The following is a 19,100-nucleotide window of genomic DNA, read 5'->3' as shown; positions in this document are numbered from 1 at the left end:
CGGTTGCGCCCCGGCCGGCCCCATCGCCCGATCCATGCCACAGTCATCCAGCCGTCTCGTCGAACTCGATTTTTTCCGCGGTCTCGTCCTGCTCATCATCGTCGTCGATCACATCGGCGGCAGCATCGTGTCGCGCGTCACCCTGCACGCTTACGCGCTGTGCGACGCGGCGGAGGTGTTCGTCTTTCTCGGCGGCTTTGCCACGGCCACCGCCTGGGCCGCACTGTGCGAGCGCCGCACCGAAGCCGCGGCGCGCCAGCGTTTCATCCGCCGCGCGTTCGAGATCTACCGCGCCTTCGTGGTCACCGCACTCCTGATGCTGCTGGTCTCGGCCGTCCTGCTCGCCTGCGACGTCGATGCGCCGAATCTCGCCGTCACCGACCTCGACGACCTCGCGCTCGCCCCCGCCGCCGCCCTGCGCGACATCGTGCTGCTGCGCCGCCAGCCCTACCTGGCCGGCGTGCTGCCCATGTATGCGTGCTTCGCCCTCGCCGCGCCGCTGGCGCTGCCGCTCGCGCGCTCGAAGCCCTGGCTGCTGCTTGCGGGCAGCGTGGCGCTGTGGGCGCTCGCGCCGCTCGCCACGCCGCACCTGCCGCACGCGCCCGACATGCAATGGGACTTCAACCCGCTCGCCTGGCAGTTGCTGTTCGTCCTCGGCGCGCTCGCCCAGGCGCAGCCCGTTTTCCAGCGCACGCGCGCGCACCGGCTCGGCTGGGTCGTCACGCTCGCGGCGCTCGGCATTGTCGCGGCCGCCGCCGCGTACCGCCTGCATCCTGGCAATATCGCGCTCGATGCCGATTTCAAGCGCAACCTCGCCTGGTTCCGCGCGCTCAACTTCCTCGGCATCGCATGGCTCACGGCGCATGTGATCCGGCTCGGCTGGGCACGGCGCATCGCGCGGGCGCTGCCGTGGATCGGGCTGGTCGGCCGCAAGGGGCTCGTCTCGTTCGTGGCGGGCGCGGTGATCTCGCTCGTCATCGACTCGGTGCTCTACTGGTACACCGACGGCTATCTGAACGTGCCCGCCGGCCTCGCCGCCGACGCCATCGCGCTCGGCGCGCTGTTCGTCGTTGCGCGCGCATCCGGTCCGCTCAGGCGCCTGCTGCCCGCACGGGTCAAGGCCTCGTCCGCCTGAAATGCGCTGGCCGGCCGCCTCGCGCGGCTGCTAGCATGGTCTCCCCGCGCCTTTTGCGCCTCATCGTCATCCGTTTGCCTGCCATGCGCAGACTTCTTCGAACGGCGCTGCTCGCCCTCGCCGCCGCCCTGCCCGCACTCGCCTTGAGCACGCTGCCCGCCGCGGCCAGCACGGTCTCCGTGCGCACGTTCCATTCGGCCGCGCTCGGGCGCGACTGGCAGTACGTGATCTATCTGCCCACGGGCTACCGTGCCGACGCCGCGAGCTACCCCGTGCTCTACCTCCTGCACGGCAACAACGGCGAGCCGATGGACTGGGTGACGCAAGGCGACCTGCAAACGACCGTCGACACGCTGATCGCACGCCACGAGATCGCACCGGTCGTGATCGTGATGCCGCAGGGCGGCACCGACTGGTACGTCGATCGCAAGGAGAAGATGGAGACGGCCTTCTTCGAAGACCTGATGCCCGAGATCGAGCGCCACTACGCGGTGGCCGGCGACCGCGGCGGGCGGGCGATAGGCGGCGTTTCGATGGGCGGCTTCGGCGCGCTGCGCTATGCGATGGAGCATCCGGACGCGTTCTGCGGCGCGCTGCTGCTCTCGCCCGCGATCTACGCGAGCGATCCGCCGCCCGCTTCGTCGGCGCGCCGGGTGGGCGTGTTCGGCGAGCACCAGTTCGACCCGCACGTCTGGCACGCCCTCAACTACCCCGCGCTATGGAGCGCCTATTTCGCGCGGCCCTGGCGCCTGCCCATCTTCGTCGCCTCGGGCGACGACGACCTCGTGATCCAGGCCGAATCGTCGCTGCTCTATACGCGGCTGCGCGAAGCGGGCAATCCGGCGGCGCTGCGCATCGTCGATGGCGGGCACGTCTGGCCCGTGTGGCGCCAGTTGCTGCCGGCGGCGCTCAAATACACGCTCGCGTGCGTGCATTGACTGCGTAGGCGCGTTGTCACGGCACGCGCCTTGACGGCACGCGCCGCAAGCTCACTCGGCCCAGTTCGCCCACAGCACCATCAGCACGGTCATGAGCGCCGGGCCGATGAAGATGCCGATCAGCCCGAACGTCGTCGCGCCGCCGAGGATGCCGAAGAGCACCAGCAGGAACGGCAGGCGCGTGGAATTGCCGATCAGCACGGGCCGCACGAAATGCTCGGCCACGAACACCACGACGCAGCCCCACACCGCAAGGCCGATGGCCGCGACCACCGATCCCTGTACGAGCAGCCAGAGCGCCGCGAGCCCGAACACCACGGGCGCGCAAAACGGCAGCATGGCCGCGACGGCCGTCACGGTGCCGAGCAGCGCCGCGTGCGGCACGCCGGTCACGAGATAGGCCGCGCCCAGCAGCACGCCCTCGCCGAGCCCGACGACCACGAGCCCCGTCACCGTCGCCCGCACCGCGGCGGCCATGCGCGCCAGCAGATCGGCTCCGTCGGCGCCGAACGCGCGTTGCGCCCCGCGGACCAGCGTGCCGGAGAAGCGCGGCCCCGCCTGGAAGATCACGAACAGCGTGACCAGCATGAAGGCGAAGGTCATCGAAGCCCTTGCCGCGCGCACGCCGAAGTGCCGCCCGAATTCGACGACGGCGTCGCCATGCAGGCTTTTCATCGCCGAGGACGTCTTGAGCGGCTGCGCGAGATTGGCCTGCCACCAGTCGGCCACCTGGTGGCTGCCCACCGGCAGATGCGCGACGAACTCGGGCACCGGCACGCCGTTCTCCTGCGCCGCGTGGAACCACACGAAGAGATCGTGCGCCTCGCCGCCCGCCTGGATCGCCGTGACCGTGATCGGCAGCACCACGAGGAGCGCAATGGCCAGCGTCAGCACCGTGGCGATGACGGTGGTGCGGCGCTGGAACCAGCGGTGCCGCTCGACGGCCCGATAGGCCGGCCACAGCACGATGGCGAGCACGCTCGCCCACGCCACGGCGGGAATGAATTCGCGCACGACCCACAGCGCGACAAGCACCAGAGCGGCGAACAGCGCCGCGGAGGCGGCGCGCTGGATTTTCTGCCCGTTTGCGGAGTTCGGAGCAGGTGGACGATGAATCATGTAACCTCAATAAAAATCAACCAATCGGCTGCCGGGGCCGCGCAACGGCGTCGCCGGCGAACCGCCCCTCCCAGGCCCCGAGCGCGTTCGGCGCGCACATCCTGTTCCGATCCACGCGCCGCCAAAGCGTTCCGCCCCCTCTCTCGATCCCCTCGCGGACGGCGTTTCGATGTCGCGCCTGGTACAACACTGCGTTGCACAAATCCGTCAGGTTGACGCAGATCACCCGCAAAGCCCCATTCCTTCGTGAATCGCAACATGTCGCAGGGGCATTGTTGTCGATTATGGAATGGTGTTTCAACGCCGGCACAATGGCACGCGGCGCCCGGCAGGACTACATTCGCGGCAACCCCACCTACGGAGCCGATAATGAAATCCAAAGCGTGCCTCGCGCTAGACGGTGCCAACGGCGAGCGCATCGAAGTGCTCGAACAGACGGACGGCGCACTCGTGATCCGCTGGGTCGAGCCGGGCCGCTGCCACTACGGGGAACAACGCTGGCGCCGCCGCTCCGCGCATACGTCGGGAACCTGCGCCGTGTCGCGCCGCAAGATCCGCCGCGGCGACGCCGTGTTCAAGCCGGCCGAACGCCCCGCACCGCTGAACGCCTCCGTCATGATCGCCGCCGAAGTATTCGGCGACCTCGCCCCCGAATAAGCCCCGCCCCGGGGTCGATGAGCCGGCATCGAACGGCGCCGCCGTCCCAGCCCCCTGCGGCCCCCGGCTTCGCTTCGAGACGCAGTGTAACCGCCCCGCCCGCTTCGGCAGCCCCGCGGCGGCACAGTTGCACCTCGCCGGGCACGGCAGGCGCCGCTGCGGTATGGTGGAGCCCATGCATGCGGCGCCGGTTCGGCCCTTCGGTTCCCTGGAAACGCCTCCGGGGCGCCCCCCGAGGCTTCCAGATCCCCGGCCAGCGCGGCGCCCTGCGAGGAGTGAGCCCATGGCCGAAAACGATCCCCTCCCGCTGCCTGTCGCCCCGCAGCAATTCTCGCTCGACGTCCTGCTCGAAAAGTATGCCAAGGGCGACGAGCGCAGCGCCGACGACGTCTATCGCCGCGTCGCCCGCGGCGTCGCCATGGCCGAACCGCCCGCCCAACGCGCCGCCATCGAGGCGCGCTTCGCCGACAACCTGCGCCACGGCGCGCTCGGCGCCGGGCGCATCATGAGCGCGGCGGGCACCGGCATCGAAGCCACGCTCATCAACTGCTTCGTGCAGCCCGTGGGCGACAGCATCCAGGGCGTGGACGACGAAGGCCGCCCCGGCATCTACGTCGCGCTGCTGCAGGCCGCCGAGACCATGCGCCGCGGCGGCGGCGTCGGCTATAACTTCTCGGCCATCCGCCCGCGCGGCGCGTTCGTGCGCTCGACGGGGTCCAACGCCTCCGGCCCGTGCAGCTACATCGACGTCTTCGACGCCTCGTGCCGCACCGTGGAAAGCGCGGGCGCGCGGCGCGGCGCGCAGATGGCCGTGCTCGACTGCGATCACCCCGACCTGCCCGAGTTCATCGAAGCCAAGCATGCGCGGGGGCGCTGGAACAACTTCAACGTCTCCGTGGCCGTGACCGACGCGTTCATGCACGCGGTCGAAAACGACGCACTCTGGCCGCTCGTGCATCGCGCCGAACCCTCGCCCGCGCTGCGCGCCGCCGGCGACCTGCGCCAGCGCGAAGACGGCTTGTGGATCTACGCCGAACCGCGTGCCCGCGCGCTCTGGGACACGATCATGCGCTCGACCTACGACATCGCCGAGCCGGGCGTGGTGTTCATCTCGCGCATGAACGAGGACAACAACCTGCGTGCGCAGGAAACGATCCGCGCGACGAACCCGTGCGGCGAGCAGCCCTTGCCGCCCTACGGCTGCTGCAATCTCGGGCCGCTCGACCTCACGCGCTTCGTTATCGATCCCTTCGCACAACTGAAGGGTGGCAAGCCGTCGTTCGACTGGCACGCGCTCGCCGAACGCACGGCCACCCAGGTCCGCTTTCTCGACGACGTGCTCGACGTCACGCTCTGGCCGCTGCCCGAACAGCGCGCCGAAGCGGCGGCCAAACGGCGTATCGGCGTGGGCTTCACGGGCCTCGGCGACACGCTCGTGATGCTCGGCATCCGCTACGACTCGGCGGAGGGCTGCGCGTTCGGCACCCGCGTGGGCCACACCATGCGCGACGCCGCCTATCGCGCCTCGGTGGAACTCGCGCGCGAGCGCGGCGCGTTCCCGCTCTTTGACGCGGCCACCTATCTGGAAGCGGGCACCTTTGCCTCGCGCCTGCCCGCCGAGCTCAAGGACGCGATCCGCGAACACGGCATCCGCAACAGCCATCTGCTCTCGATCGCGCCCACCGGCACGGTGAGCCTCGCCTTCGCCGACAACGTATCGAACGGCATCGAGCCCGCGTTCTCGTGGACCTACCAGCGCACGCGCCGCATGAGCGACGGCAGCAGCGAGACCTTCGCTGTCGAAGACCACGCGTGGCGCCTCTATCGCGCCCTGGGCGGCGATGTGAACGCGCTGCCGGACTACTTCGTGAGCGCGCTGGAAATGAGCGCGCAGGAACACATCGCGATGATGGAGGCGGTGCAGCCCTTCGTCGATACGTCGATATCGAAGACCGTCAACGTGCCCGCCGACTATCCGTTCGAAGCCTTCGAAGGGCTGTATCTCGATGCGTGGCGGCGCGGCCTCAAGGGACTCGCCACCTATCGCCCGAACGAGACGCTCGGCGCGGTGCTGCAGACGCTGCCCGCCGCGGACGAAACGCTCGCCGACGCGCTGCTCGACCCCTTGCGCGTGGCGATCGACCATCGCCCCAAGGGCGAGCTGCCCGCCGTGATCGAGAAGATCGAATATCTGACGCAGGCGGGCAAGGTGTCGCTCTACGTGGCCGTGTCGTTTCTCGAAGTGACCGGCCAGGTGGGCGGCGAAGCGGCGACGATCGAGCGGCCCATCGAGTTCTTCATTCCCATTGGCCAGCGCGACGAGTCGCAGCAATGGATCACGGCGACCATGCGCTCGCTCTCGCTCGCGGCGCGCGGCGGTTTCGTCGCGCGCAATCTGCAGGATCTGCGCAAGGTGTCGTGGGACCGCGGCCAGGTGCGCTACGGCGAAACGCAGCGGCTCGACGGCAAGCGCATTCCGCTCTGGCACGATTCGGAGGTGGCGGCAATCGCCTATGCGATCCAGCAGATCCTTCACCGCCGCGGGTTTCTCGACGCCGAAGGGCGGCAGGTGCCCTCGCGGCTGCTCGCGCAACAGTACAAGACGGCCGCTGCGGCGCAGGCGCTCGCGGCGGGCGTTGACGCGGACGGCACGACGCCCGCATCGACGCCCGCAGGCGACCCGGTGCTGGACGGCCCCCATGCTTTGCCGCCCGACGCCACGTTCGCCGCGCCGCACGCCATGCTCGGGCGCAAATGCGGCTCGTGCGGGGCAAATGCCGTGATCCGCAAGGACGGGTGCGACTTCTGCACGGCATGCGGGGAGATTGGGGCGTGCGGTTAACGAGCGGCAGGCACCGCCCGACGCTCGCCGCCCAGCCAGGCCGCAAACCCCATCGCCAGCCGGTCCGCATCGCCGGCACGCACGAGCCGCAACACTTGCGATTCATAAGGATTGCTTGAGAGTGGCCGAAACACCACGCGCTCGCTGCCGCCGCGCCCGAGCGCGGCTGGCACGAGCGCGACGCCCATGCCGAACTCCACCATCGTCACCACGGTCTGCCACAGCCGCGCCTCGTGGCGGATCTGCGGGCTGAAGCCCGCCTCGACGCAGGTCGCGATGATCTGGTCGTGATAGTGCGGCGACACCGAGCGCGGAAACAAGATGAACGGCTCGCGCGCCAGCTTGCCCAGTTCGATGCGCCGCTTGCGCGCATACGCGTGCTCCACCGGCAGGCAACACAAAAAAGGCTCCGAAAACAGCACCTCGGACTCCACCTCGGCCGGAAAACGGCCCCAGTGCGCGAAGCCCAGATCGATCTGCAAGCGTTGCAGCGCCTGCACCTGCTCGGCCGTATTCATCTCGCGCAACACCACTTCCACCGCCGGATGATCGGCCTCGAAACGCCGCACCGCCTCCGGCAGCCCGCGATACAGCATCGAATTGACGAAGCCGATGCGCAAGCGCCCCGCCAGCCCATGCGCCGAACGCGCCGTGATGCGCCGCACCTCCTCGGCCTGCGCGAGCAAACGCCGCGCCTCTTCCAGCAGCACGTGGCCCGCGTTCGTGAGCGACACCGCCTTGTTGGTGCGTTCGAGCAGTTGCACGCCCAGTTGCTCCTCGAACTTGCGGATGTCGAAGCTCAGCGCGGGCTGTGAAATGAAGAGCCGCCGCGCGGCCCGCCCGAAGTGCAGTTCCTCGGCCACCGCAACGAAATAGCGTAGCTGCTTGAGTTCCATGAGGGTGTCTCCGGTGCGTTTTTATCGATAGATGCTGCTTATCGTACAGGACATCGGTTGTATTGGACCGTTATCGAAGGCCGTCCTAAGCTTGCCCAAAACCAGGAGACATGCGATGAGCGACCCATCCGGCGCAGCCAATATTCCCGACAGCCGCGGCATCAACTTCTATACGAGCGACCCGGGTTTCGCCCCGCTGCTGCGCAGCTACCTCGGCGAAGCCGCCTTCGGTGCGCTGGAACCCCGGCTTCACACGCTCGGCCAGCGCGCTTCCGACGAACTCGACCAATGGGCCCTCGCGGCCGACCACCATCCCCCCGTGCTGCAACACCGCACGCGGCGCGGCGAACCGCTCCAGCATATCGACAAGCATGCGGACTACGTGGCGCTGGAGCGCGTGGCCTATGCGGAACTGGGGCTCGCCGCCATGAGCCACCAGCCCAACCCGCCCGCGCCGCTCGTGAAGTACGCGCTCACCTACCTGTTCGTGCAGGCCGAGTTCGGCCTGTGCTGCCCGGTGAGCATGACCGACTCGCTCACGCGCACGCTGCGCCGCTTCGGCGCGCCGGAACTCGTGGCCCGCTATCTGCCCGATCTTGCCTCGCAGGACTTCGACACGCTCTACCAGGGCGCGATGTTCATGACCGAGCAGGCGGCCGGTTCGGACGTGGCGCGCATTGCCACGCGCGCCGCACGTAGCAAGGACGCGCAAGGCAACGAAGTCTGGCGCCTGCACGGCGACAAATGGTTCTGCTCGAACGCCGATGCCGATCTGGCGATGGTGCTCGCGCGCGCCGACGACGCGCCGCCCGGCATCAAGGGCCTCGCGCTGTTCCTGTTGCCGAAAACGCTGCCGGACGGCACGCGCAACGCCTACCGCATCGTGCGCCTGAAGGACAAGCTCGGCAGCCGCTCGATGGCGAGCGGCGAGATCGTGCTGGAGGGCGCGCAGGCCTATCTGATCGGCGAAGTGGGCCGCGGCTTTCATCAGATGGCCGACATGATCAACATGTCGCGGCTTTCGAATGGCGTGCGCGCGGCGGGGCTCATGCGCCGCGCCGTCACCGAAGCGCTGCACGTCGCGCGCCATCGCGAGGCGTTCGGCCGCAAGCTGATCGAAATGCCGCTCATGCAGCGCCAACTGCTCAAGATGATGCTGCCCGCGGAGCAGGCGCGCTCGATGTTCATGCGCATCGCCACGCTGCTCCCCCGGGCGGACGGCGGCGACGAACTCGCCGCGAAGTGCGTGCGCATCCTCACGCCGCTCATCAAGTTCCGCGCCTGCCGCGACGCCCGCCGCGTAACGGGCGACGCCATGGAGGTACGCGGCGGCGTGGGCTATATCGAAGAGTGGAGCGACGCGCGGCTCGTGCGCGACGCGCACCTGGGGTCGATCTGGGAAGGCACGAGCAATATCGTGGCGCTCGATGTCGCGCGCGCCGCGAAGCGCGAAGGCGCGCTGGACTCGCTCGCGCGCTACGTGCGGGCGGAGCTGGCCGAAGCGGCGCTGCCCGACGCCAGCGCGGCGCTGCTGCGCGGCGTGTTCGAACGCGCCGGGGCCGCACTCGAAAGCGTGGCGGAGTGCGGGCGCGACGAGTCGGTCCGCCAGGCCGCCTCCGCGCTCTACCACGCCGCCACGGCCGTCTTCATGGCCTGCGAGGCCGCGCGCGCGGCACCCGACTTCCGCCGCCTCGCCCTCGCGCATCTGATCGTGCGCCACAAGCTGCTGCCGCGCGATCCGCTCGATCTCGACGCGCGCGACGCCCACGCCGCCCCGTTGCGCGCCCTCGTGGAAGAGCGTGCGCTCGCGCTGGACGAAGCCATGCAACTGCTCCCCGTTCATTGAGGAACCGGCGATGAACGATATCAAGCAATCCGAATCTTCTGCGAAACACGGCGCGCTCCACGGCCTGCGCGTGATCGACCTGAGCCGCGTGTTGGGCGGTCCGTACGGCACGCAGGCGCTGGCCGACCACGGCGCGGAAGTCATCAAGCTCGAGCCGCCCGACGGCGACGAAACGCGCGGCTGGGGCCCGCCGTTCCTCGACGAAACCGCGTGGTACTACGTGGGCGTGAACCGCAACAAAAAAGGCATGGCCGTCGATCTCTCGTGCGACGAAGGCCGCGCGATTCTCTGGCAACTGCTGGAAGGCGCGGACGTGCTGGTGGAAAACTTCAAGCCCGGCACGCTCGCGCGCTGGGGCATGGATTACGAACGCGATCTGCGGCCGCGCTTTCCGCGGCTGATCCATTGCGCGGTCTCCGGCTTCGGCGCCGATGGCCCGCTCGGCGGCCTGCCCGGCTACGACGCCGTGATCCAGGCGATGGCGGGCCTCATGAGCGTGAACGGCGAACGCGAGGGGCCCGCGCTGCGCATCGGCCTGCCGATCGTGGACATGGTGACGGGCCTCAACGCGCTGGCCGGCATCCTGCTCGCGCTGGCCGAACGCGAGAAGAGCGGCCAGGGGCAATCGGTCGATATCGCGCTCTACGACTGCGGCGTTTCGCTGCTGCATCCGCATCTGCCGAACTTCTTCGGCAATGGCCGCACGCCGCAGCGCAGCGGCAACGCGCATCCGAACATCGCGCCTTACGACAGCTACGCCACCCGCACCGCGCCGATCTTCCTTGCCGTGGGCAACGACCGGCAGTTCGCGAAGCTCTGCGCGCACCTGGGCATACCCGCGCTCGCCGAAGACCCGCGTTTCGCCGACAACCGCAGCCGCTGCGCGCACCGCGCCGAATTGAAGGCCGCGCTCGAAGCGCGCCTCGCGGCCCATGAATGCGAGCCGCTCGCGCGCGAACTGATGGCAAGCGGCGTGCCGTGCGGTCCGGTGCAAACCGTCGACGCCGTGGCCGCGCATCCGCATACCCGGCATCGAGGCATGCTCGTGGAAATGGACGGCTATCGCGGCACGGGCACGCCGGTCAAGCTCTCGCGCACGCCCGCCACGTACCGCACGAAGCCGCCCGCACTCGGCGGCGATACGCGCCGCGTGCTGGATGCGCTCGGCATCGACCGCGAGACTCAGGCGCGGCTCTTCGCGGCGGGTGTCGTGAAGGGCTGAACACCGTAACAGGACCGTAGGACCCACGCAATACAGACCGGCCCAAGCCGGCTTCACCCGCAGCGTCAAATGGAGACAACGATGACTCGCTACCAACCGGAGTACCAACCGGAGCACAAACCGCAGCGCCAGCCGGCGCGCGCTTCGCTCGCCGCCTTCGTCGGCACCACGATCGAGTGGTACGACTTTTACATCTACGCCACGGCCTCCGCGCTCATCTTCGGCAAGCTGTTCTTCCCGTCGAACGAGCCGTTCTACAGCACCCTGGCCTCGTTCGGCACCTTCGCGGTGGGCTTCTTCGCGCGCCCCGTGGGCGGTCTCGTGTTCGGCCACCTGGGCGACCGGATCGGCCGCAAGAAAGCGCTCGTCGCCACGCTCTCCATCATGGGCATCGGCACCGTGGGCATCGGCTTTTTGCCCACCTACGCCAGTGCCGGTGCGCTCGCGCCCGCGCTGCTCGTGCTGCTGCGCGTCGCGCAGGGCATCGCCATCGGCGGCGAATGGGGCGGGGCGGTGCTCATGGCCGGCGAGCACGCGCCGCGCGAAAAGCGCACGTTTCTCGCTTCGTTCGCACAACTTGGCAGTCCCGCGGGCCTCATCCTCGCCCTGCTCGCGTTTCGCAGCGTGGCCCATCTCGACCACGACGCGCTCCTCGCCTGGGGCTGGCGCCTGCCGTTCCTCGCCAGTGCCGTGCTGCTCGTGGTGGGCCTGCTGATCCGTTCGGGCGTGCGCGAATCGCCCGAGTTCGAAGCGCTGAAATCGCAGCGCCGCACGGCCGCGCTGCCCATCGCCGAGGTATTCCGCGATGCCTGGCGAACCGTGCTGCTGTGTCTCGGCGCAAACGTGATCGGCGTGGCCGGCGCGTGGTTCGTCAACACGTTCATGCTCAACTACACGACGCAAACGCTCGGCCTCGATCGCGCGCTGATCCTCGATTGCCTCTTCGTCGTAGCGTTCATTCAGTTGTTCACGCAACTGGCCTCGGGCTGGTTCGCGCAGCGCGTGGGCAGCGGGCGCTTTCTCGTGGCCGCGGCGGCGCTCGCCATGCTCTCGCCCTATCCGATGTTCGTGCTCGTTTCCACGGGGCGGCCGGCCGCCATCGTGGCCGGCATCGCCATTGCCGTGATGTGCATGTCGAGCTCGTACGCCGTGATGGCCGGCTTCATGACGAACGCGTTCCCGGTGCGCGTGCGCTATTCGGCGATCTCCCTCTCGTACCAGTGCTGCGCGGCGCTCGCAGGCGGCCTCACGCCGCTCGTCGGCACGCTGCTCGCGCACGATTTTCCCGGCCAGTGGTGGCCGCTCGCGCTCTTCTACAGCGGGCTCGCGGGCATTTCGCTCGTGTGTATCGCGGTGTTGCAGCGCCGGCAGATCTCGTCGATGCCGACCGATCTGGCCGCTGTGCTGCCCGAGTCAAAAGCGGCGATACCGCGCTAGGCCGCGAGGGCGCGCGTCATGGCGGCCAGCATTTCCTGGACCGCCTCGCGGTACGTTTCGCTGCTGCGCCCTTCGCCCAGAAGCGCTTCGAGCAGCTTGCGCTGCAACGCGCGGTACGGCTCGCCGGGCGGCAGAATCCCGTCGAACGCGGCCAGCGAGGCAGCGAGCGCATCCTCGCCAACCCCAGCCGTATGGCCCGCAAGCCGCGCGCGCGCACCCGGCACCGCCGCCACGAGCGTAATGCGCTCCTCCCAGATCACGAAGCGTGCGAGACGCGCGAGCAGGCTTTCCCCCGGCGGCTCGGGGGGGCACGACGGCCGCTGCGCCATCCACGCGCGCAGGCGGCTGGCCTCCATGGGCTTCGCAATCGCGTAGCCCTGGGCGCCGTCCACGCCCAGAATGGCCAGTGCGCGCAGCAGGTCGAGCGTGTCGATCCCCTCCGCCAGCACGAGCTTGCCCAGCGCATGGCCGAGGCGCGTCAACTGATAGATGAAGCGCAGCACGTCGAGCGCGGCGTCGCCGCCGTCGCTGCCGATATGCGCGATCGCCTGGTCGATCTTGATCCAGTCGAACGGCAGTTCGCGCAGCCGCGCAAGCCCGCTATGGCCGGACCCGAGGTCGTCTTCGGCCAGCAGCACGCCCAGTTCGCGAAAGCGCGTGAGAATCGCCAGTTGTCCCTGGTTGAGCGACAACGATTCGTTCTCCAGAACTTCCAGCGTGAGCCGGGCGGGCGGGCACGCGTGCGCGGCCAGCGCTTCGCGCGTCGCCTCGAAGTAGCGGATGTCGTTGAGCGCCGCGGGCGGCAGGTTGATCGAGATGTCGAGGTCGAGCCCTTCGGGCAGCCAGCGGCGGCGGTCGGCCAGGGCTTCGTCGACGCCGCGCGCGTAGAGCGCGAGCAGATCGTCGGAGGCGAGCGCGCCGAGAAATTCATCGGGATTGAGCAGGCGATCGCCGTCGCGCAGCCGCGCAAGCGCCTCGACCTTCGTGACCGCCCACGTGCGCAGATTCAGGAGCGGCTGATAGTGCATCTCCAGCCCGTCCGTGCGCACGAGCGCCGCCCAATGCTGGCGCACGCCCACGGGCACCGCCGCGCCGATGCCGTCGTGGGTCTTCAGGCGCATGGCGGCGCAGCCCAGGAGCGTCTGCAGCAGTTCGACGAACGCCACCTGGTGCGGCCCGATGAATCCGCCCGGAAACGCGCTGTAGAGCACGAGAATGGCGATGGGCGGCTGGCCCGGCGCGGCCAGCGGGATCGCCACGCAGGAACGCAGACCTTCGCTTTGTGCGAGTTCGCGCCACGGCGCGACGAGCGGGTCGGTCTGGTAATTGACCACGCGCTCGGGCTTGCCGCTGCGCCAGGCGCGCCCAATGTCGCCCTGCCCGTGCGGATGATCGGCGCGCACGCTGATGACGTGGCGCTCCTGCGCGAGCACCTCGACGAGCCGGGCAGGCGCCTTGCCGCCCGTGGCCGCCTCGAAGTGAAAGATGCCGGATTCGTCGGGCCGCCCGATGGCGCAGCCCGCGATTGCGTCGTGGCTCGCGAGGGTCTTGATCAACTGGCCGATGAAGTCGATATAGCCGTCGGCCTCCCACACGAGGCGCGTCACGCGCTGCAAAACGTCCTGCATGGAGTCCTGTACGTCCTGATACGCCTTGAGCTGCCAGGCGAGATCCGAGGTGAGGCGGCGCGCATAGAGCGAGAGCGCGTGGCCGCTCACCTGCGTGCCGATCAGCTTGTAGAGCAGTTCCTGCAGGATGCCGCGGCTACGCGCCAGTTCTTCCTTGTCGAGGCCCACGATCGCGTGGATGCGGCCGATGCGCTGCGCCATGTCCGCATGGCTGTGCGTGGTGAGCCCGGGGCTCGCGAGCGCGAGGAGATTCTGGACCTGCCTGGACTTGAGATGGGCGAGCTCGTCTGCCGACAGCATTTCGAGGATGCGCCGGGACTTGGGCAGGCGCGCCAGTTCCTCGTAGAACTGGTTCACCACGAGGGCTGCATAGCGATGCAAAGCCTCGATCAATGTTTGCATTCCTGAAACCCGGTCTTCGGACCCGACGGGCCCTGGCTGGCAGGCAAGCGCTCCGTTAGCGCGTGTTCCTTACCGCTGTGATACAACGCAGACGAAATGATAAGGCATGGCCCAGGCCGGGCGCCCCGTTTTCCTGCGCGAAGCGTGGGCTGGCGGACGTAGCCCCTCCGGCCCGGCGCCTGGCGGCCGGTGGCGCCGGGTCCGGATGCCGGGCGGGAACGGGTGGGAACGGGCGGGAGCCGGCCGCCGTCGCGCCGGGGTAGCGTTCCCTATGTCATGATTGGCCGGTCCCGAACGAGGAGCGCTCCATGCACCGCACCCGCCGCCACCCGCGTCACACGCCATCGCACAACGGCTCGCGCAACCCGGCGCGCACGCTGCTGCGCTTCGCCGCCACCCTGCTCGCCGCCGCGCTCGCCCTGGCCGCCACGTCGCTCGCCCTCGCCTGCACGCGCGCGCTCTATGTGGGCGATAACGGTCTCGTCGTCACCGGCCGCTCGATGGACTGGTCGGAGGACATGCACTCGAACCTCTGGGTGTTCCCCGCGGGCATCGAGCGCAACGGCAACGCGGGCCCCCGCTCGCCGCGCTGGCGCTCGAAATACGGCAGTGTGGTGGTATCGGGCTACGACATCGGCAGCGTGGACGGCATGAACGAACGCGGCCTCGACGCCAATGCGCTCTATCTCGCGGAAACCGACTACGGCAAGCCCGACTCGGGGCGCCCGCCGCTCTCGATCAGCCTGTGGGCCCAGTACGTGCTCGACAACTTCGCCACCGTCTCGGAAGCCGTGGACGCGCTCGCCAAGGAACCCTTCCAGATCATCGCGCCGCCGCTGCCCAACGGCAAACCGATCACGATCCACCTCTCGCTCTCCGACCCGGGCGGCGATTCGGCGATCCTCGAATATCTCGACGGCAAGCTCGTGATCCACCACAGCAAGGCCTACCGCATCATGACGAACTCGCCCATCTACAGCGAGCAGCTCGCGCTCGACACCTACTGGCGCGGCATAGGCGGCCTGAGCTTCCTGCCGGGCACGAACCGCGCGGCCGACCGCTTCGTGCGCGCCTCGTTCCTGATGGATGCCGTTCCGAAGCAGGTCGATCCGAACTACATTACGGCCGTGCCGCAGCAGTCCTATGCGTGGCAGGCCGTGGCGAGCGTCATGGGCGTGATGCGCGCCGTGAGCGTGCCGCTCGGCATCAGCTCGCCCACGCAACCGAACCTTTCCTCCACGCTCTGGCGCACCGTGGCCGACCAGACGGACCTTGTCTATTACTTCGATTCCGCCACGCGCCCCAACACCTTCTGGGTGTCGCTGCACAAGCTCGACCTGCAACCGGGCGCACCGGTCATGAAACTCGCGATGGATGGCGGGCAGGTCTATTCGGGTGAAGTGGCGGGCGATTTCGTGGCCACGCCCTCGTTCCGCTTCATGCCCGCGCCGGCGCCGTGAGCGGAAAGCGGCCACGGCTGGCGACTGCCGCCGTGGCCGGGTCACGCGGGTCACGCGGGCCGCGGCTCGGATCGGCGCTCAGCTCGGCGTTTAGATCGGCGTAAGAAGCGGCTCGCCCGCAAAGTGGCGTGCCGCGTTGGCGAGAAAGTTGCGCACCGTCGCCACGCGCACGTCGGGCGACGTGCCGGCGGTGTGCGGCGTCAGCACCACGTTGTCGAGCGGCAGCAGCGCCTGCGGCGGATGCGGCTCGCCCTCGTAGACGTCGAGCCCCGCGCCGCCCAGCCGCTGCGCCGCGAGCGCTTCGGCCAGCGCGGCCGTGTCGACCACGCTGCCGCGCGAAATGTTCACGAGGAATCCTTGCGGGCCGAGCGCATCGAGCACCGCGCGATCGACCAGATGGTGCGTGCCCTCGCCGCCCGGCGTCGCGACCACCAGAAAGTCGCTCCACTGTGCAAGCGCGACCGGCGTATCGAAGTAGCGGGCCGCCACGCCTTCGCGCGGGCGACGGTTGTGATAGCCCACTTCCATGTCGAATCCCGCGGCGCGGCGCGCGATCTGCGCGCCGATGTGCCCGTACCCCACGATCCCGAGCTTGCGGCCCGAGACCGTTGGCCGCATCGGCAGCGCGTCGCGCCACACGCCGGCCCGGCAGGCCGCGTCGAACTGCGGCACGTTGCGCACGGCCGCGAGCAGCAGCGCGAGCGCGTGATCGGCCACGCAGGCGGCGTTCACGCCCGCGCCGTTGCACAGCGCGATGCCGCGCGCGCGGGCATGATCCGCGGCAATGTTCTCGTAGCCCGCCCCTAGCGCGCCCGCGAATTCGAGTGCGGGCATGCGGTCGATTTCTTCCGCCGTGAGACCGGTCGTGCCGTTCGTCAGCACGGCGCGCACCGCGCCGCCGTGCTCGGCCACCGCCCGCGCACGCGAGGCGGCATCGGGCGCGTAGATCGCATCGAATTGCGGCTCGAGCGTCGCAAGGTCGCTTTCCACGAGCGGAATCAGGATCAGCAGGCACGGCTTCATCGTTGCGTCGTCCATGGCGTTCGGAAACGATCGGGTCATCACGACTGCGGCGTAAGAGCGTGACAGTGTCACGCCGCCATCACACGGCAGTCACGTAGCGCGGCGCAGGCGGATTCGCGCGCGGCGCCGGCGCGGCCGTCTCGCCACGCGAGCGGCGCATCTCGTCGGCGGGGCTCAGGCCGAAGAGGCGCTTGAACTCGCGGCTGAACTGCGAGGCGCTCTCGTAGCCCACGCGCGTGGCCGCCGCGCTCACGCTGAGCCCGTCGTGCGCGATGAGCAGGCGCGCATGATGCAGCCGCGTGGTCTTCACATACTGCATCGGCGAAGTCGAAGTCACGGCCTTGAAGTGCGCATGAAACACCGCGAGGCTCATGCCCGCCTCGCTCGCAAGCGTATCGACGTCGAGCGCGCCGCAGTAATCCGCATGAATGCGGCGCAGCGCCTTCGCAATGCGCCCGAAGTGATGCTGATGCGCAAGCGCCGCGCGTATCGCGTCGCCCTGCACGCCGGTCAGCACGCGATAAAGAATCTCGCGCACGATCGAGGGACCGAGGATGCGGCCGTCGCACGGCGCGGCGAGCGCTTCGAGCAGGCGCAGCACCGCGTTGGAGAGCGTGGCGTCGAGCTGCGTGGCGTAGATGCCGCGCGGCTCCGAAATCGCATTGCCGCGCGACTCGTTCAGCGCCATCAGCAGTTCCGCCACCATGGTGAGATCGACGCGGATCGAAATGCCGAGCAGCGGCTTGTCCGGGCTCGCCTCGGTTTCGCACTCGAACGGCAGCGGCACCGAGAGCACGAGGTACTGCTGCGCGTCGTACACGAACACCTGGTCGCCCAGAAAGCCGCGCTTGCGCCCCTGGCACACGATGAAGATGCTGGGCTCGTACATGACCGGCGTGCGCGGACGCGCCACGCTCGCACGCATGAACGACACGCAGTCGATGGCGGAGGGATTGGGGCCGTCGCGGTGCGTGAGCCGGGTGAGGAGCTCGACGGTGCGCCGCTGCGTGTAATCGTCGGCGCGGTCTTCAACGCGGTTTTCGGGCGGGCTTTCGGCCCGTTCGCGGGCCTCGCCGCCGGCCGGCGCGGCGGTTTCAAGGACGTGTGCCATTGTCGTATGCGCCCCTAATGCAAAGGCGTAGCAGAGGAACAGGCTTGAAATCTATCACCGTTCCCGCTGGCGCGCCGACCACCAGGAGAATCAGGCAAGTCTTCGATAGATTCAGGTATTCCCTGGGTGGGGCGCGATCCTTAGCATGGGAACCCTGCCGTCACACCCGGCACCGCACGCACGATCCCCATGTACCGCTATATGCACCAACAGGAGTGAACATGTACCCGACTTACGGTTATGCCGCCCGAGATGCGCGCACGCCGCTCGCGCCGATCGAGTTCCAGCGCCGCGACCTGCGCGAACACGACGTGCGCATCGACGTGGCGTACTGCGGCGTCTGCCACTCCGACCTGCATCAGGCCCGCGACGAATGGCGCAACACGATGTACCCCGTCGTGCCGGGCCACGAAATCGTCGGGCGTGTGGCCGAGGTGGGGCCGGGCGTCACGCGTTTCAAGCCGGGCCAGCTCGTCGGCGTGGGCTGCCTCGTCGATTCGTGCCGCACCTGCGCAAGCTGCGCCGAAGACCTCGAACAGTATTGCGAGAACGGTTTCGTCGCCACCTATAACGGCGTGGACCGCGTGAGCGGCGACGTGACCTGCGGCGGCTATTCGACGCAGCTCGTGGTCGACGAAGCCTTCGTGCTGCGCGTGCCCGACAACCTCGACCCGGCCGGCGCCGCGCCGTTGCTCTGCGCGGGCATCACCACTTACTCGCCGCTGCGCACGTGGGGCGCGGGGCCCGGCAAGAAGGTGGGCGTGGTGGGTCTGGGCGGCCTCGGCCACATGGGCGTGAAGCTGGCCCATGCCATGGGCGCGCACGTCGTGCTCTTCACCACGTCGCCTTCGAAGGTCGAGGACGGCAAACGGCTGGGCGCCGACGAGGTCGTGATCTCGAAGGACCCGGAGCAGATGAAGGCGCACGCGAACAGCTTCGACCTGATCGTGAACACCGTGGCCGCGCAGCACGACCTGAACCCGTTCATCGAACTCTTGCGGCGCGACGGCACGATGGTGCTGGTGGGCGCGCCCGAACACGATCACCCGTCGCCGCAGGTGTTCAACCTGATTTTCAAGCGGCGGCGTCTGGCGGGCTCGCTGATCGGCGGGATCGCGGAAACGCAGGAGATGCTGGACTTCTGCGGGCAGCACGGCATTACGTCGGACATCGAAATGATCCGGATGCAGGAGATCAACGACGCTTACGAGCGCATGCTCAAGAGCGACGTGAAATACCGCTTCGTGATCGATCTCGATTCGCTGCGCGCAGCAGCCCGTTAAGTCACCGACACCGCCCGACACCCGCCGGGCCGTCGGTTCCTGACGGCCCGCCCGCCTTCCGCATTCCGCCCGCGCAACGCGTAAGCGTTGCACCTGCGCCC

At 68.9% G+C, this 19,100-nt stretch carries 14 protein-coding genes; 9 read left to right on the top strand and 5 right to left on the bottom strand.

Annotated features, from left to right (window positions below):
• Nucleotides 1-34 precede the first annotated feature (34 nt).
• Nucleotides 35-1,135: an OpgC domain-containing protein gene (locus tag BFE01S_RS01405; RefSeq protein ID WP_028224049.1), complete on the top strand. Its 1,101-nt coding sequence runs from the start codon at nucleotides 35-37 to the stop codon at nucleotides 1,133-1,135.
• An 83-nt stretch (nucleotides 1,136-1,218) separates the two neighbouring features.
• Complete coding sequence (locus BFE01S_RS01400; RefSeq protein WP_028224048.1) at nucleotides 1,219-2,073, top strand: alpha/beta hydrolase; 855 nt, start codon at nucleotides 1,219-1,221, stop codon at nucleotides 2,071-2,073.
• A 51-nt stretch (nucleotides 2,074-2,124) separates the two neighbouring features.
• Here the strand turns inward: BFE01S_RS01400 and BFE01S_RS01395 are convergent, their stop codons facing one another.
• The gene (locus BFE01S_RS01395; protein ID WP_028224047.1) at nucleotides 2,125-3,192 is read right to left on the bottom strand and encodes an AI-2E family transporter; all 1,068 of its coding nucleotides are present in this window, start codon (nucleotides 3,190-3,192) and stop codon (nucleotides 2,125-2,127) included.
• Between the two features lie 369 nt (nucleotides 3,193-3,561).
• On the opposite strand from BFE01S_RS01395, the gene BFE01S_RS01385 reads away from it, so the two are divergent.
• Nucleotides 3,562-3,849 carry a DUF3331 domain-containing protein gene (locus tag BFE01S_RS01385; RefSeq protein ID WP_028224045.1) on the top strand — a complete coding sequence of 96 codons (288 nt, stop codon included), beginning with the start codon at nucleotides 3,562-3,564 and terminating at the stop codon, nucleotides 3,847-3,849.
• Between the two features lie 283 nt (nucleotides 3,850-4,132).
• Nucleotides 4,133-6,691: an adenosylcobalamin-dependent ribonucleoside-diphosphate reductase gene (locus tag BFE01S_RS01380; protein ID WP_028224044.1), complete on the top strand. Its 2,559-nt coding sequence runs from the start codon at nucleotides 4,133-4,135 to the stop codon at nucleotides 6,689-6,691.
• Here the strand turns inward: BFE01S_RS01380 and BFE01S_RS01375 are convergent.
• Nucleotides 6,688-7,587 carry a LysR family transcriptional regulator gene (locus BFE01S_RS01375; protein WP_028224043.1) on the bottom strand — a complete coding sequence of 300 codons (900 nt, stop codon included), beginning with the start codon at nucleotides 7,585-7,587 and terminating at the stop codon, nucleotides 6,688-6,690. The genes BFE01S_RS01380 and BFE01S_RS01375 overlap by 4 nt on opposite strands.
• Before the next feature lie 115 nt (nucleotides 7,588-7,702).
• On the opposite strand from BFE01S_RS01375, the gene BFE01S_RS01370 reads away from it, so the two are divergent.
• From BFE01S_RS01370 to BFE01S_RS36985, 3 genes are all read left to right on the top strand, one after another.
• Nucleotides 7,703-9,433 (top strand): acyl-CoA dehydrogenase family protein, encoded by a 1,731-nt coding sequence (locus tag BFE01S_RS01370; RefSeq protein WP_028224042.1) that lies wholly within the window; start codon nucleotides 7,703-7,705, stop codon nucleotides 9,431-9,433.
• Between the two features lie 10 nt (nucleotides 9,434-9,443).
• Nucleotides 9,444-10,655: a CaiB/BaiF CoA transferase family protein gene (locus BFE01S_RS01365; protein ID WP_028224041.1), complete on the top strand. Its 1,212-nt coding sequence runs from the start codon at nucleotides 9,444-9,446 to the stop codon at nucleotides 10,653-10,655.
• 69 nt (nucleotides 10,656-10,724) lie between these two features.
• Nucleotides 10,725-12,092: an MFS transporter gene (locus tag BFE01S_RS36985; RefSeq protein ID WP_156966862.1), complete on the top strand. Its 1,368-nt coding sequence runs from the start codon at nucleotides 10,725-10,727 to the stop codon at nucleotides 12,090-12,092.
• On the opposite strand, the gene BFE01S_RS36980 is transcribed toward BFE01S_RS36985, so the two are convergent.
• Nucleotides 12,089-14,122: an EAL domain-containing protein gene (locus BFE01S_RS36980; RefSeq protein WP_084169426.1), complete on the bottom strand. Its 2,034-nt coding sequence runs from the start codon at nucleotides 14,120-14,122 to the stop codon at nucleotides 12,089-12,091. The genes BFE01S_RS36985 and BFE01S_RS36980 overlap by 4 nt on opposite strands.
• A 308-nt stretch (nucleotides 14,123-14,430) precedes the next feature.
• On the opposite strand from BFE01S_RS36980, the gene BFE01S_RS01350 reads away from it, so the two are divergent.
• Nucleotides 14,431-15,582, top strand: a complete 1,152-nt coding sequence (locus tag BFE01S_RS01350; protein ID WP_084169424.1) for a linear amide C-N hydrolase — start codon at nucleotides 14,431-14,433, stop codon at nucleotides 15,580-15,582.
• 90 nt (nucleotides 15,583-15,672) lie between these two features.
• Here the strand turns inward: BFE01S_RS01350 and BFE01S_RS01345 are convergent, their stop codons facing one another.
• Together BFE01S_RS01345 and BFE01S_RS36975 are read right to left on the bottom strand one after the other, a co-directional pair.
• Nucleotides 15,673-16,605, bottom strand: a complete 933-nt coding sequence (locus tag BFE01S_RS01345) for a 2-hydroxyacid dehydrogenase (RefSeq protein ID WP_028224039.1) — start codon at nucleotides 16,603-16,605, stop codon at nucleotides 15,673-15,675.
• A 79-nt stretch (nucleotides 16,606-16,684) separates the two neighbouring features.
• Nucleotides 16,685-17,716, bottom strand: coding sequence for an AraC family transcriptional regulator (locus tag BFE01S_RS36975; protein ID WP_084169422.1), 1,032 nt, complete (start codon nucleotides 17,714-17,716; stop codon nucleotides 16,685-16,687).
• 221 nt (nucleotides 17,717-17,937) lie between these two features.
• Here BFE01S_RS36975 and BFE01S_RS01335 point away from each other — a divergent pair, with 221 nt between their 5' ends.
• Nucleotides 17,938-18,999 (top strand): NAD(P)-dependent alcohol dehydrogenase, encoded by a 1,062-nt coding sequence (locus BFE01S_RS01335; RefSeq protein WP_028224038.1) that lies wholly within the window; start codon nucleotides 17,938-17,940, stop codon nucleotides 18,997-18,999.
• Nucleotides 19,000-19,100: the final 101 nt, after the last annotated feature.

This window comes from Paraburkholderia ferrariae NBRC 106233, from assembly GCF_000685035.1.
Lineage (GTDB): Bacteria > Pseudomonadota > Gammaproteobacteria > Burkholderiales > Burkholderiaceae > Paraburkholderia > Paraburkholderia ferrariae.
This window is presented reverse-complemented; position numbering and strand designations above follow the sequence as displayed.

What these genes read in the sequence shown, in the direction of transcription:
- BFE01S_RS01405 (WP_028224049.1), top strand. Translation starts at nt 35, where the DNA reads ATGCCACAGTCATCCAGCCGTCTCGTCGAACTCGATTTTTTCCGCGGT.
- BFE01S_RS01400 (WP_028224048.1), top strand. Translation starts at nt 1,219, where the DNA reads ATGCGCAGACTTCTTCGAACGGCGCTGCTCGCCCTCGCCGCCGCCCTG.
- BFE01S_RS01395 (WP_028224047.1), bottom strand. Translation starts at nt 3,192, where the DNA reads ATGATTCATCGTCCACCTGCTCCGAACTCCGCAAACGGGCAGAAAATC.
- BFE01S_RS01385 (WP_028224045.1), top strand. Translation starts at nt 3,562, where the DNA reads ATGAAATCCAAAGCGTGCCTCGCGCTAGACGGTGCCAACGGCGAGCGC.
- BFE01S_RS01380 (WP_028224044.1), top strand. Translation starts at nt 4,133, where the DNA reads ATGGCCGAAAACGATCCCCTCCCGCTGCCTGTCGCCCCGCAGCAATTC.
- BFE01S_RS01375 (WP_028224043.1), bottom strand. Translation starts at nt 7,587, where the DNA reads ATGGAACTCAAGCAGCTACGCTATTTCGTTGCGGTGGCCGAGGAACTG.
- BFE01S_RS01370 (WP_028224042.1), top strand. Translation starts at nt 7,703, where the DNA reads ATGAGCGACCCATCCGGCGCAGCCAATATTCCCGACAGCCGCGGCATC.
- BFE01S_RS01365 (WP_028224041.1), top strand. Translation starts at nt 9,444, where the DNA reads ATGAACGATATCAAGCAATCCGAATCTTCTGCGAAACACGGCGCGCTC.
- BFE01S_RS36985 (WP_156966862.1), top strand. Translation starts at nt 10,725, where the DNA reads ATGGAGACAACGATGACTCGCTACCAACCGGAGTACCAACCGGAGCAC.
- BFE01S_RS36980 (WP_084169426.1), bottom strand. Translation starts at nt 14,122, where the DNA reads ATGCAAACATTGATCGAGGCTTTGCATCGCTATGCAGCCCTCGTGGTG.
- BFE01S_RS01350 (WP_084169424.1), top strand. Translation starts at nt 14,431, where the DNA reads ATGCACCGCACCCGCCGCCACCCGCGTCACACGCCATCGCACAACGGC.
- BFE01S_RS01345 (WP_028224039.1), bottom strand. Translation starts at nt 16,605, where the DNA reads ATGAAGCCGTGCCTGCTGATCCTGATTCCGCTCGTGGAAAGCGACCTT.
- BFE01S_RS36975 (WP_084169422.1), bottom strand. Translation starts at nt 17,716, where the DNA reads ATGGCACACGTCCTTGAAACCGCCGCGCCGGCCGGCGGCGAGGCCCGC.
- BFE01S_RS01335 (WP_028224038.1), top strand. Translation starts at nt 17,938, where the DNA reads ATGTACCCGACTTACGGTTATGCCGCCCGAGATGCGCGCACGCCGCTC.